The organism is Bradyrhizobium sp., assembly GCF_049519115.1.
GTDB lineage: Bacteria > Pseudomonadota > Alphaproteobacteria > Rhizobiales > Xanthobacteraceae > Bradyrhizobium.
Genome location: NZ_JBEKRB010000009.1, coordinates 114,774 through 127,975 on the forward strand (window position 1 = coordinate 114,774; position 13,202 = coordinate 127,975).

The following is a 13,202-nucleotide window of genomic DNA, read 5'->3' on the forward strand; positions in this document are numbered from 1 at the left end:
CATACCAATATTCGAGCCGGATGATTAGCCGAGACCGAACTTCTTGAACGCCTTGGAAATGTAAGAGCCGGGATTCTCGGTCGGTTCCGAACCGCCGGACTTTACGAGATTATAGGCGTCCTTGTACCAGGGGCTGTCGGGAAAATTATGCCCGAGCACGGCGGCGGCTGTTTGCGCCTCGCTGACGATACCGATCGCCATATAGGCTTCGGTCAGGCGCGCCAACGCCTCCTCGACATGGCGCGTGGTCTGGTACTGGGTGACCACGGTCTTGAAGCGGTTGATGGCGCCGGTGTAGTTGCGCTTCTCCAAATTATAGCGGCCGACGGTCATCTCGCGGCCCGCCAATTGGTCGCGCGCGGCTTCGAGCTTGGCCTTGGCGCTGACCGCATATTCCGACGTCGGATATTTGCGCACGACTTCCTCGAGCGCGGCGATCGCCTTCTCGGTGCGGCCCTGGTCGCGGGTGACGTCGGCGATCTGGTCGTAATGCGAGGCGGCAATCAGGTACTGTGCATAGGCCGCATCCGAACTGCCGGGGTGCAGCGTGACGTAACGGGTCGCAGCGCCGATGCAGCTGTCATAGTCGTTGGCCTGGTAATAAGCGTAGGCCGACATCAGCAGCGACTTGCGCGCCAGGTCCGAATAAGGGTGCTGGCGATCGACTTCCTCGAACTTCTTCGCCCCGCCCTTCGCATCGCGCTTCTCGTTGGTCAGGAACAGGCCTTCATTGTAGAGCTTTTCCGCGGGCTCCTCGACGAAGGTGTCGTCCTTCTGGGTGACCTTGTCCCATAATTCGGTGGCCGAACTGCACGCGCTCAAAACCGTGGCGGCAAGCGCAAGCCCCGCGGCCACGCGCACCAATCGCGCGAGAGCACCGAGGTCCCAACGGTTTGAAAATCGTTGATGTGCGAGCGTCATACGCTTTGTCGACATGAAGTTCAGACCTGACGCCTTTCGAGCGTGATCGGGCGCAGCGGAAACTGGAGCCGGCACGGATCTGCGTTGCCCCAGCCCTGTTTATCTAAAACAAGTCCTTTAACCAACCGGATACGCAGCTATTTCGCCCGGAATAAGGCGGGTTTCAACGCCTGTCATCCCTCAAAACTTATCGCCGACCGCCGCCGTTGGAGCCAAATTCGCAGATTCGGAGCGCAAAGACACGCTTTGCCGCCACGGGGCATCGATCGAGCAAGAAAACGGGAAATAAGGACGCCTTTAGGAAACGTCCGGGCCATAGGCGGGGGCGACCATGCCGCCGACCATGCCGCTGCCGACCTCGGCATGAGTGCGCGACCGGCGGGCGGCTTCACCCTCGACCACCCGATAAGCGGTGCGATCGGCCAGAAGCGCCGTCAGCACGGCGTGGTTGAGCTTGTGGCCGCCGCGGACCGAGCGGAAGGCGCCGAGCAGCGGCAGGCCCGCGAGCGCGAGGTCACCGATCACATCGAGCACCTTGTGGCGCACGCATTCGTCGCTGTAGCGCAGGCCCTCGGTGTTGAGCAGGCGGTTGTCGTCGAACACCACCGAATTCTCGAAGGAGGCGCCGAGCGCAAAACCGGCGCTCCACAGGCGGGCGACGTCGTTGACGCAGCCAAAGGTGCGGGCGCGGGAAATCTCGCGGCGGAACCGTTCCGCGCTGAGATCGAGAAGGTAGCTTTGCCGGCCAATCACGGGATTGGCGAAATCGATTTCGACCTCGGCGCGGAAGCCCGCGGCATGCGGCCGCAGTTCGCCGAAGGAATCGCCGATCGTGACCTGCACCGGCTTGACCACCTGGATGAAACGGCGCGCCGCCGACTGGGAGACGAAGCCGGCTTGATCGATCGCGGCGACGAAAGCCGCCGCACTGCCGTCCATGATCGGAACTTCGGGGCCGTCGACTTCGATGGTGGCGTTATCGACGCCCATGCCGCGCAATGCGGCCAGCACGTGCTCGGCGGTGGAGACCAGCGGCCCCTCGCGGTCGCCGAGAACGGTGGCAAATTCGGTAGCAATCACGGACTCGGCGACGGCGCGGACCTCTCGGTCGCTGCCCTCAAGGCCGGTCCGGACAAAAATAAAACCCGCATCCACGGATGCAGGTCCAACCGTCAGATTAACCGGCAGTCCGGAGTGGACACCGACACCTGTCACGGTTGCTTGCGAACGCAGCGTTGTCTGCCGGCCGAATTTCATACAGAAGTGCCCACACTGACTTACCGCGAGACCAAACCGGCTCCCCTATGATGCCGGTTCGACTCAGTGGTTCCCCAAGTCACGGTCGAGAATAGTCGTCGCCTTAATGCACGCCAACTCACGCTTTTTTACCGATTGTTACCCTATCTCTGCCGCATTCGCGCCAAAGCCGGACCCCAATCCGCCGCCGAAAAAGGCCGTCAAACGATCCTCACGTCAATTTTAGCACACATGTTTAACATTTTAATTTCAATGCCTTGCGATGGAATCGAGGCCTGACCCGTCCGGTAAAACAAAAGGGCCCCGGCGGTTAGACCGGGGCCCTTTGGCATCGTCAAGTTTGTAACAAATTTCAGGTCACCTGCCGGCGGAGGAAGGCTGGGATATCAAGATGGTCATCGCCCTGTGGCGTTGCGGCCACAGGTGCCGGCCGGCCGTGGATATCCAATCCCTGAGGTGCATGACGAGGAGCATACTCTGATACCGGAGACCGATTCGCCATTTGGTCCGCGACCGATCGCTGAGGCTTGCGGTCGGGCAGCGGCGGCATCGCCGGCATCGCGGGTCCCGAAGCACGCGCTGCGATCGGCGGCTCGCTTTCGTCGTCGCGGCGGCCAAGACCGACATTGGCCAGACGCTGCAACAGCGACATTCGGCTTTTCTGCGGGTGATCGTCCTCGGCTTCTCCGCGGGCTTGGCGGATTTCGTTCTGGGCCGGCATCGGCAAGTCCTCGAACTTCGGCATCCGCGGCGCACGGACCGGCGCACGTTCGGCCGCCTGCGGAATGAAATTTTCCGGCGGCGCCGGTTCCGGCGCGGGCGCCGTCGCTACTTCCGGATCGGGAAACAGCGTCGGTTTCTGGGCGATCGGGCGAACCGTGACATCGCCATAGGCAGCCGGCTGCAACGGCGCCGGTGCAGACGGCGCTTCGGGTGCAACGGCCGCGGCGATGGCCGCGAGCGCCGCGCGCTCGACCGTATTGCCCGGGCGCTGCTGCGGCGCTGAAGGCGCCGGATGCGAGCCTTCGAACTTCTGGGCGCGTTCGGCCAGCCGTGCATTGTCAGCCCGAAGCCGCGCGGTCAGTTCGGCCAGACGCGAATCGGGAGGCGAATTCGAGTTCGACGTGCTCACGAGAGCGGGCGCCGGCGCCGGAGAATTGCCGGTGCTGCGGGAGATGGCGGCCTGTTCGATGCCGGTGGCGACCACTGAGACGCGAATGATGCCGTCGAGCGTCTCGTCGAAGGTGGCGCCGACGATGATATTGGCGTCCTGGTCGACTTCCTCGCGAATCCGCGTCGCGGCTTCGTCGACCTCGAACAGCGTGAGATCGCGACCGCCGGTGATCGAGATCAAAAGGCCGCGGGCGCCCTTCATCGAGGAATCGTCGATCAGGGGGTTGGCGATCGCAGCTTCGGCTGCCGTCAGTGCGCGCTTTTCGCCGGTGGCTTCGCCCGTGCCCATCATCGCCTTGCCCATTTCACGCATCACGGCGCGGACGTCGGCGAAGTCGAGGTTGATGAGGCCTTCCTTAACCATCAGATCGGTGATGCAGGCGACGCCCGAATAGAGCACCTGGTCGGCCATCGCGAAGGCGTCGGCGAAGGTGGTCTTCTCGTTGGCGACGCGGAACAGGTTCTGGTTCGGAATGATCAGAAGCGTATCGACGACCTTGTGTAGTTCGTTGATGCCGGCTTCCGCCGTGCGCATGCGGCGCTGGCCTTCGAAGTGGAAGGGCTTGGTCACCACGCCGACGGTGAGAATGCCGAGGTCGCGTGCGATCTTGGCGATGACCGGGGCTGCGCCCGTGCCGGTGCCGCCGCCCATGCCGGCGGTGACGAACACCATGTTGACGCCGGAGATATGATCGCGGATCTCGTCGATTACCTCTTGGGCCGCGGCCGCGCCGACATCGGGCTGTGAACCGGCGCCGAGGCCTTGCGTGACCTGCGTGCCCATCTGGATGATGCGATGCGCCTTCGACATCGTCAGCGCCTGGGCGTCGGTATTGGCGACGACAAAGTCGACCCCCTGGAGCCCCGCGGTGATCATGTTGTTCACGGCATTGCCGCCGGCGCCGCCGACGCCGAAAACGGTGATGCGGGGCTTCAACTCATGAATGTCGGGGGGAGTGATATTGATGGGTGCCATGGTTGCCTCTCGATCACGCGCGCGTGGGTTCGCCCCGGCCGGTGGCCGTGGGTGTTGGTGAAATTGATTCGTTGCGGAAAAGATTCATCAGAAGCCCTCGCGTAGCCATCGTCCGACCTTTCCGAAATAGCCGTCGGTCCCTGTCCGGAGCTGCCGCGTATGCCGCGGTTCTACATGTTCAAGGTGAGCGAATTGCGGATAGACCAGCAGGCCGCCGGGCACCGCGAACGATGCGCTCTTCGCTTCGTTCGGAAGCCGGCTGAAACCCAGCGGGCGGCCGATCCGCACCGGCCGGTTGAGGATTCGGGTGGCAAGCTCCAGCGTGCCGGTGAGCTGGCAAGCGCCGCCGCTCAAAACCACACGGGCTTTCGGTTCCGCCGCAAAGGGAGAATCCGCAAGCCGGTCCCTGACCATCTCAAAAATCTCCTCGGCACGGTGCCGGACAATATTCGCGATCGTGGCGCGTGACACGACCTGCGGAACGTCTAGCTCGTCGTCGCCGGTAGACGGCACGGACATCAACTCGTGTGCGTCTGACCCGCCAGTCAGCACCGTGCCATATAACGTCTTGATTCGCTCGGCATCCGCAATGCATGCCGACATCCCCCGCGCAAGATCCATGGTGATGTGATGCCCGCCGAGCGCAAACCCGCTAGCGTGGATGAATCGTCCCCCGGAATAGGTCGCAATCGTGGTGGTCCCCGCCCCCATTTCGACCACGGCGGCGCCAAGATCGGCCTCATCGTCGGTCAGGACCGCCAATCCGGCCACATAGGGGCTCGCCGCCATCGCCTCGACATTGAGATGACAACGTTCGACCACCAGCATGAGATTCTTGACGACCGTGGTGTCGGCCGTGACGACGTTCATATCGACGCCAAACTGCCGCGCCATCATGCCCTTGGGATCGCGGACGCCCTTGACGCCGTCGATCGAATAGCCGGTCGGCAGCGCGTGCAGCACGGTACGGCCCTCGCCGGTCGCATGGTGCATGCCGGCGGAAGTGACGCGCGCGACATCGACCGGGGTCACGGCGGCGCCCTTGATGTCAGCGGCCGCCTCGACCAGTTGCGCCTGCAGCCGTCCGCCCGACACCGACAGCAAAACCGATTCGACGTGAACCTTGGCCATGTCCTCAGCAAGCGCGACCGCCTGACGGACCGCCTGCTCGCATTCGACGAGATCGACCACCGCGCCGGCCTTCACCCCCTTTGAGCGGATCTGGCTATAGCCGATCAATTCGACCGCATGGCTGCGGCCGCGCAGGGCTTCATTCGGCGGGCACGGCTTCAGCCGCGCGATCATGCAGGCGATCTTGCTGGTGCCGATGTCGAGCGAGGCCACGAGCGCCGTGCGCTTCTGCGACATCGGACGCGTCTTCGGTGCTTGCCTGGGATCGAAGCCGCTCATGCGTCGCCGACCTTCTTCTTCGGGTCTTTTTTCTTCAGCGTGTCTTCGCGGGCCTTGGCCGCATCGTCCGACAGCTGCACCAGCAGCCGGTCCGGCAGCCGCAGGTCGATAACGACGACGTCCTTGGCAAACAGGTGTTCGTCCCTGTCGAGGCTGCTCAAGGTCGCAAGCGCGTTGCCGACGTCGTTTTCCGGCAGGCGGATGTCGAGGCCGTCATTGAGACGCAGGTTCCAGCGCCGCTCGCCGACGAAGGTCGCAGCCCTGGTCACGGCATTGACCTGCGGATAGCGCGACAACAGCGCGAGGAAATCCTTGGCGCGGGTTTCGGCGCCCTTACCAACCACCAGCGGCAATTTAAGGAACGCCGGCGAGACAAAATTCTGCAGCACGGCGCCGTCATCCGAAATCACCGAGAGCCTGCCGTTTTGCTGCCAGAGTGCGAACGCCGTCCGCTCGACGATATCGATCCGCAACTGGCCCGGGTAAAGCTTCAGCACCGTGGCTTCGCTGATCCAGGGATTGGCTTTCAGCTTCTCGCGCACCGAGGAAGCATCGAGGAACAACAGCGAGGAGTGGCCATTGACGCCGCCGATCGCGAGCACCTCGTCCTGGGTCAACTGCTTGCGGCCGTTGATGCCGACGGAGGTGATGCGAAATCCGGCCGAATTGGCCAGCGCGTTGCGCGCCTCGCTTACAGCCGCGACGAATTGTTCGAGATGGCCGCCCTTGACGATGCCAAGGCCAGTGCTCGCGACGAGCAGCAACAGGGTGGCGAATAGGCCACCGCGGCGGGGCCAGCGCCGTTCGACAAAGGCGATGACGCCCGAGGGTTGTTCGCGGCGCGGATGACGGCGTGCTTTGGCGGCGGAAGACGCAAAACCGAGACGTTCGCGCAACAGCACGGCCGCGCCGATGGCAGCGGCTCGTATCAGACCCATCTGTTGCCTCGGCGATCGCGGCGACCGGGCGAGACGTCCTCCACCATCCATTACTCGAGCTCGTTAACGGTTGTGCCCGCAAGGAATTGCGGTGCGAGCGCATACGCGCCGCCAGCGTTAACCTTCGGACTTCCTGGTAAACAAAGGGTAAATTTGGTCGGTTCAGGCCCGGATTTGACGTGCCGGGAGAAGGATTTGGCCGGTATCGTTAGGAATTTGGTAATGCTTGAACGGTTCCGGCCAAAAGGCGCAGGCTTGTGCCGCTTTTCCGCCGTAGACCTACCCCCGCGCCCGCCGCTCCGCGATGGCGATCTGACCTTTGAGGAAATCGACGAAATCGATGCCTTGGGCCTTCAGCGCCTTCGGATAGAGCGAGGCTTTGGTCAGGCCCGGCAAGGTATTGGTCTCGAGATAGACCGGCCCGTTGTCTGAGACGATGAAGTCGGTGCGCGAATAGCCGCTGCACGACAAAGCCAGATGAGCCTTCAGGGCCATGTCCATGATTTTTGAGCTGATTTCGGGCGCAAAGCGGCCGGGACAGATTTCCTGGGTCGCTTTCGCGAGATACTTCGCGCGGTAGTCGAAGCCGAGGCCGCCCTCGGCCGGAATGATCTCGATCGGCGGCAGCGCAATCACCGAGCCATCGGCCTGCTCCAGCACGCCGCAGGTCGATTCGGTGCCGGCGACGAACGGCTCGATGACGTATTCCTCGCTTCGAGCAGCGTTGCGAACGGCAACGATATCCTGTTTGGAATTCACGAAGATCAGCCCGTAGCTCGAACCATCGCGCGCGGGCTTGGCGATCAGTTTTCCGTACTCGGCAAAGGCCGCCTCAATGTCGGAAAGCGCGATACCATCAGGCGAATGGACGCCGGCGATCGCCGCAAAGCGCTTGGCCGCGACCTTGTCGAAGGCGAGATTCGACGACGCCGATCCCGAGCCGGTAAAGGCGACGCCGCGCATCTCGCAAATCGTCTGCAACTCGCCATTCTCGGCGCGGCCGCCGTGCAACCCCAGCACCAGCAACCGACCGTCGGTTTGAGCCCGATCAATCGCCTGCTCGATCGAGCCGCTGATGCGCGCACCATCGGGCTTGAACGCATCTTCGAACGGACGCGAATGGCCGAGCAGCGCCTTGCCGCTGGTCTCATGCACGGCATCATCGGGAGCCCAGAACCACAGATCGGCCTCGGGCAGCGCGATGTGCAGCGCCTGGGCGGTCGCTACCGAAACCAGACGCTCCTTGTTGGTGCCGCCGAAGAGAATGGTGATCCGCATCCGTCGCTTTCGCTTTAACCCGGTTCACGTCGCTCACGCGAAATGGCACTTAAGCAGAAATCCCGATCCGCTTGATTTCCCAGTGTAACTCGATTCCCGAATTTTCCTTCACCCGCGTGCGAACGGTTTCGCCAAGGGTCTCGATATCGCTTGCGGTGGCCTCGCCGGTATTGATCAGGAAATTGCAGTGCATTTCCGACACCTGAGCGCCGCCGACGCGAAGGCCTCTACAACCGGCCGCATCTATCAATTTCCAAGCGCTGTTGCCCGGCGGGTTCTTGAAGGTCGAGCCTCCAGTCTTCTCGCGGACCGGCTGCGCCGCCTCGCGATGCGCCTGGACTTCATTCATGCGCACGCGGATTGCCTCCGCCGTCGCAGGTCTACCCTGAAAACGCGCCGAGGTGAAAATGATGGAGGGATCGACGCCGGAATTGCGGTAGACGAATTTCATCTCCGCATTGCTGAAGACATGTTTTTTGCCGTCGCGGCCGACACCGGACGCCTCACACAGGATGTCCTTGGTCTCCGCGCCGTTGGCACCGGCGTTCATGCGCAGGGCGCCGCCGATGGTGCCGGGAATACCGAAGAAGAATTCGAGGCCGCCGAGATTGGCGGCAGCCGCCGTCTCCGCCACGCGCTTGTCGAGCGCGGCGGCGCCTGCGCTCACGATCTCACCATGCGCGCTCGCTTCGCCGAAGCCGCGCGGGGCGAGCCGGATCACCACGCCCGGCAAGCCGCCGTCGCGCACGATCAGGTTGGAGCCGACGCCGACGACAGTGACCGCGAGTTCAGGGGGAAGGCGGCTAAGGAAATAAGCGAGATCGTCTTCATCCGCCGGCGTGAACAACACTTGTGCCGGGCCGCCGACGCGAAACCACGTAAGTTCGGAGAGTGACTGGTTCGCCATTAGCCGCCCGCGCAAGTCCGGCATCGCGGCTTTGAGGTCGGGCGTGATGTCGGGGAAGGTCATGCGAGCGCACTTTCTCCGTTCCCTCCCCCCTTGTGGGGGAGGATTAGGGAGGGGGGTGGCTCGCAGGTGCCGGTGTTCGTAGTACCCCCCTCTCCACTTACGAGAGCGAGCTTCGCTCGCCTCGGACCCCACAAGGGGGGAGAGTGCAGAGCACGTCGTGCGGCGAGAGTCGTGGCAAGCGAGAACATCCTTACCCCAGCGCCTGCAATTCGCCCGGCAGCGCGTAGGCCCATTGCGTGATGTTGCCGGCGCCCAGGCACACGACGAGATCGTCTTTGCCTGCGTGCGCCTTGACGACAGCGGCGAGCGCGGCCGCGTTCGGCAGCGAAATCACCTCGCGGTGGCCGTGGGCGCGCAGGCCGAGCACGAAATGATCACGGTCGATGCCTTCGATCGGCGCTTCGCCGGCCGGATAAACCTCGGCCACGACCACCGTGTCGGCATCGTTGAAGCAGGTGCAGAATTCCTCGAACAGCGATTGCAGCCGGGTAAAGCGATGCGGCTGCACCACGGCAATCACCTTTCCGTTGGTCGACTCGCGCGCGGCTCTCAGCACGGCCGCGATCTCGACCGGGTGATGGCCGTAATCGTCGATGACCGTGACGCCTTTCCATTCGCCGGTCTTGGTGAAGCGCCGCTTCACGCCGCCGAAAGCGGCCAGCGCTTTACGGATGACATCGTCGGAAAGCCCGAGTTCATGCGCGACCGCAATCGCCGCGGTGGCATTGAGCGCGTTGTGCCGTCCCGGCATCGGCAGATGAATGTCTGCGATCTCGTGCGTCGCATCGGTCTTGCGGTCGCGAAACACCACCTTGAAGCTTGAGCCGCCGTTTGCGGGAGAAAGATCGACCAGCCGCGCATCGGCTTGCGGGTTTTCGCCATAGGTGACGATGCGGCGGTCCTCGATCTTGCCGACGATCGTCTGCACCACGGGATGGTCGATGCACATCACCGCGAAACCGTAGAACGGAACGTTCTCCACGAAACTGCGAAAGGCGTCCTGCACGGCTTCAAACGTCTTGAAGTGATCGAGATGTTCGGGATCGACATTGGTGACGATGGCGAGATCGGCCGGCAACTTCAGGAACGTGCCGTCGCTTTCATCCGCTTCCACCACCATCCAGTCGCCGGCGCCCAGCCGCGCATTGGTGCCGTAGGCATTGATGATGCCGCCGTTGATCACGGTGGGATCCAGCCCGCCGGCATCGATCAGAGCTGCGACCATCGAGGTCGTGGTGGTCTTGCCATGGGTGCCGGCAATCGCGACGCAGCTTTTCAGCCGCATCAATTCGGCGAGCATTTCGGCGCGCCGCACCACCGGAATTCGGCTGGCACGCGCCGCCATCAATTCCGGATTATCGCGCTTGATCGCGGTCGAGACCACAAGGACGTCGGCGCCCGCGACATTCTCGGCCTGATGACCGATTGCGATCTTGATGCCTTTTTCGCGCAGCCGCACGACGTTGGCGCTTTCGGAAGCGTCGGAGCCCTGCACGGTGTAGCCGAGATTGCACAGCACCTCGGCGATGCCGCTCATCCCGATACCGCCTATACCGACGAAGTGAATGGGTCCGATCTCGCGCGGCAGTCTCATTGATGCTTCCCTAGACCTTAAGGATTCGCGAGGCACAAATCAGCCGCGCTCCCCACTGGATGCCTCGCTTTCGCGTGGCATGACAAGGGGGCATTTTAGCGGTTGTCGCCTAAATCCCGGCCACCTTTACCACCAGATCGGCCAGCCGTTCGGCGGCGTCGAGCCGGCCGGCTTTCCGCGCGGCGTCTGCCATCGCCGCGAGTTTTGCCGGCTCGGCAGCGAGCGCGGAGATTTCGGCGGCCAGACGATCGGGGGTGAACTCGCTTTGCACGATCCGCAACGCGCCGCCCGCGTCCGACAGCACGCCGGCATTGGCGAACTGGTCTTGATCGATGGCGCCGGGCAGCGGCACCAGGATCGAAGGCCGGCCGATCGCGGCGAGTTCGGCTACCGTGCCAGCGCCCGAGCGCGAGATCACGAGGTGATTGGCTGCGAGCCGCGCCGGCAGATCGGTGAAAAACGGCGCGAGCTCCGCATTGATCTTGAGCCGGTCATAGACCGCGCGCACCCGCGTCATGTCCTCTTCGCGCACCTGCTGGGTCAGCACGAGGCGACCCCACAGCGAAGGCTCGAGTTTCTCGATGGCGGGCGGCACGACATCGGCCATCACGCGCGCGCCCTGGCTGCCGCCGGTCACGAGCAGGCGAAACGGCCCGCTTGATTCGGGCGTCGCGTATTGCACGGCCGAGGCCGCCAGAATCGCAGGGCGCATCGGCGTGCCGACCGTCGTCGTTTTCGAGGCGAGCCCTGGATCGCGGTCAAGCACGCCGGGCAGCGAGGTCGCAATCGCGCTGACGCGGCTCGAAAGAAAACGATTGGCGCGGCCAAGAACCGCGTTGGCATCGTGAATGATGCCGGGAATACCGAGCAGCCGCGCGGCGATCAGCGGCGGCAACGTCGGATAGCCGCCGAAGCCGACAACGGCAGCGGGCTTGAGCTTGCGCAACAGATGAACCGCGACCGCCATGCCCGCGGCCAGCATCAAGCCGGTGCGCGCCAGCGAAAGTGGATTACGGCTGCGCACGGTTTCGCTCGGCACCACATCGATGGTGTCGCGCGAGAACAGGCCGGAATAGCGCAATGCGCGCGCGTCGGTCGCAAGCCGCACGCGAAAGCCCCGCTTCATCAATTCCACGCCGAGCGCCTCGGCCGGAAACAGATGTCCGCCGGTGCCGCCCGCCGCGAGCAGGATGAGGGGAGTCTTGTTGTTCATGGAGGCGTCTTTTACAGGCAATACGCCGTCATTGCGAGCGAAGCGAAGCAATCCAGTAGTATTTCATATCGGTTCTGGATTGCTTCGTCGCTGACGCTCCTCGCAATGACGAGGAGCCATTTTGCTTCACGCGTAGCCCTGCACTGTAGCGCCGGCGTTCATGGATTCCTGTTCGGTACGCGGCCGCTGCCGTGTCAGCGCCAGCAGCATGCCGACACCGTAAGCCAACGACACCATCGAGGAACCGCCATAGGAGATGAACGGCAGCGTCATGCCCTTGGCCGGGATCAGTTGCAGATTGACCGACATGTTGATCGCGGCCTGCACGCCAAACAGGATCGCCAGGCCCGAGGCCGCGAAGCGCGCGAACATGTCCTCGCTGGCATAGGCCCGCGACAGCGCCCGCACCACCACGAACGCAAACAGCGCGAGCAGCACCAGACAGAGAATGATTCCGAATTCCTCCGCCGCCACCGCGAACACGAAATCGGTGTGGCTGTCCGGCAGGCTGCGTTTGGCGATGCCCTCGCCCGGCCCCAATCCGAACCAGCCGCCGTTGCTGAAGGCTTCCATCGCGGTGTCGACCTGGAAGGTGTCGCCGGAGGCCGGATTCATGAAGCGCTTGATGCGCCCCGCCACGTGCGGCACGAACAGATAGGCGGTGAACAGTCCGACGCCTGCCGCGCCGGCAAGCCCCATCACCCAGATCATGCGCATGCCGGCGATGAAGAACAGCGCGCCCCACACCATCAGAATCAGCATGGTCTGGCCGAAATCAGGCTCCGCGACCAGCAACGACACCAGCATCAACAACAGCACCAGCGCCATCGACGTTGCGGGCATTTCCGGCTTCCGGGTCGATTCCGCAAACAGCCATGCGGCGAGCACCACGAAGGCGGGTTTCGCGGATTCCGAGGCCTGGATATTGACCCCGATTAGGGTGATCCAGCGTCGCGATCCCTTGACCTCCGGCCCGATCAGCAACGTGGCCACGATCAGAGCAATGCTCACGGCAAAAATGACCAGCGCGGTGCGCCGGATTTGCCGGGGCGACAAAAACGAGACGCCGATCAGCACGAACAGCGACGGCAGCAGAAACACCACGTGATGATTGAAGAAATGAAAGGGATCGAGCCCGATCCGGGTCGCGACCTGCGGGCTTGCGGCCAGCGACAGGATGACTCCCGCCAAAATCAGCGCAACGATCGCCGCCAGTTGCAGGCGATCGACCGTCCACCACCAGTCACTGAAGGGATTTCGCTGTTCACGGGAGAGCATGGGCGTTCCCTTTAGAGAGAGACCCGCCCATTGGTCGCCGATGATGGTTTCCAAGGGGTTAATGGATTGGAAATGTTTCCACGTCCGGCGGGTCTCGCGTGCCCCGGGTGCTGCGCAACGCGCCGTGATCGGTCTCCAGGCTTATTCCGAACCGAGGCCAGCGCGGGCGCCTCTGATCCGGGGCCATAGCGGTA

The 13,202-nt window shown here is 63.4% G+C and carries 10 protein-coding genes; all 10 read right to left on the reverse strand.

All coding sequences use genetic code 11. The features are described 5' to 3' along the window. Window positions 1–24 precede the first annotated feature (24 nt). Window positions 25–921, reverse strand: coding sequence for an outer membrane protein assembly factor BamD (locus ABSE61_RS10395; RefSeq protein ID WP_423871039.1), 897 nt, complete (start codon window positions 919–921; stop codon window positions 25–27). Window positions 922–1,218: 297 nt separating this feature from the next. Next, window positions 1,219–2,178, reverse strand: a complete 960-nt coding sequence (gene lpxC / locus ABSE61_RS10400; RefSeq protein WP_423871010.1) for a UDP-3-O-acyl-N-acetylglucosamine deacetylase — start codon at window positions 2,176–2,178, stop codon at window positions 1,219–1,221. A gap of 352 nt (window positions 2,179–2,530) precedes the next feature. Next, window positions 2,531–4,327, reverse strand: coding sequence for a cell division protein FtsZ (ftsZ, locus tag ABSE61_RS10405; RefSeq protein WP_423871011.1), 1,797 nt, complete (start codon window positions 4,325–4,327; stop codon window positions 2,531–2,533). An 87-nt stretch (window positions 4,328–4,414) separates the two neighbouring features. Continuing rightward, window positions 4,415–5,737, reverse strand: coding sequence for a cell division protein FtsA (gene ftsA, locus ABSE61_RS10410; protein ID WP_423871012.1), 1,323 nt, complete (start codon window positions 5,735–5,737; stop codon window positions 4,415–4,417). Continuing rightward, window positions 5,734–6,726, reverse strand: coding sequence for a cell division protein FtsQ/DivIB (locus ABSE61_RS10415; protein ID WP_423871013.1), 993 nt, complete (start codon window positions 6,724–6,726; stop codon window positions 5,734–5,736). The genes ftsA and ABSE61_RS10415 overlap by 4 nt, the downstream gene beginning before the upstream one ends. 228 nt (window positions 6,727–6,954) lie before the next feature. After that, a complete protein-coding gene (locus tag ABSE61_RS10420) occupies window positions 6,955–7,953 on the reverse strand; it encodes a D-alanine--D-alanine ligase family protein (RefSeq protein ID WP_423871014.1) in 999 nt (332 codons plus the stop codon). Between the two features lie 49 nt (window positions 7,954–8,002). After that, a complete protein-coding gene (gene murB / locus ABSE61_RS10425; RefSeq protein WP_423871015.1) occupies window positions 8,003–8,923 on the reverse strand; it encodes a UDP-N-acetylmuramate dehydrogenase in 921 nt (306 codons plus the stop codon). 190 nt (window positions 8,924–9,113) lie between these two features. Next, on the reverse strand, window positions 9,114–10,517 hold the full coding sequence (murC, locus tag ABSE61_RS10430) for a UDP-N-acetylmuramate--L-alanine ligase (protein ID WP_423871016.1): 1,404 nt from the start codon (window positions 10,515–10,517) through the stop codon (window positions 9,114–9,116). A 109-nt stretch (window positions 10,518–10,626) separates the two neighbouring features. Next, window positions 10,627–11,730, reverse strand: a complete 1,104-nt coding sequence (gene murG, locus ABSE61_RS10435) for an undecaprenyldiphospho-muramoylpentapeptide beta-N-acetylglucosaminyltransferase (protein WP_423871017.1) — start codon at window positions 11,728–11,730, stop codon at window positions 10,627–10,629. A 126-nt stretch (window positions 11,731–11,856) separates the two neighbouring features. After that, window positions 11,857–13,008: a putative lipid II flippase FtsW gene (ftsW, locus tag ABSE61_RS10440; RefSeq protein WP_423871018.1), complete on the reverse strand. Its 1,152-nt coding sequence runs from the start codon at window positions 13,006–13,008 to the stop codon at window positions 11,857–11,859. Window positions 13,009–13,202 lie beyond the last annotated feature (194 nt).

Coding starts and splice junctions, on each gene's coding strand:
- ABSE61_RS10395 (WP_423871039.1), bottom strand. CDS start 921: ATGACGCTCGCACATCAACGATTTTCAAACCGTTGGGACCTCGGTGCT.
- lpxC (WP_423871010.1), bottom strand. CDS start 2,178: ATGAAATTCGGCCGGCAGACAACGCTGCGTTCGCAAGCAACCGTGACA.
- ftsZ (WP_423871011.1), bottom strand. CDS start 4,327: ATGGCACCCATCAATATCACTCCCCCCGACATTCATGAGTTGAAGCCC.
- ftsA (WP_423871012.1), bottom strand. CDS start 5,737: ATGAGCGGCTTCGATCCCAGGCAAGCACCGAAGACGCGTCCGATGTCG.
- ABSE61_RS10415 (WP_423871013.1), bottom strand. CDS start 6,726: ATGGATGGTGGAGGACGTCTCGCCCGGTCGCCGCGATCGCCGAGGCAA.
- ABSE61_RS10420 (WP_423871014.1), bottom strand. CDS start 7,953: ATGCGGATCACCATTCTCTTCGGCGGCACCAACAAGGAGCGTCTGGTT.
- murB (WP_423871015.1), bottom strand. CDS start 8,923: ATGACCTTCCCCGACATCACGCCCGACCTCAAAGCCGCGATGCCGGAC.
- murC (WP_423871016.1), bottom strand. CDS start 10,517: ATGAGACTGCCGCGCGAGATCGGACCCATTCACTTCGTCGGTATAGGC.
- murG (WP_423871017.1), bottom strand. CDS start 11,730: ATGAACAACAAGACTCCCCTCATCCTGCTCGCGGCGGGCGGCACCGGC.
- ftsW (WP_423871018.1), bottom strand. CDS start 13,008: ATGCTCTCCCGTGAACAGCGAAATCCCTTCAGTGACTGGTGGTGGACG.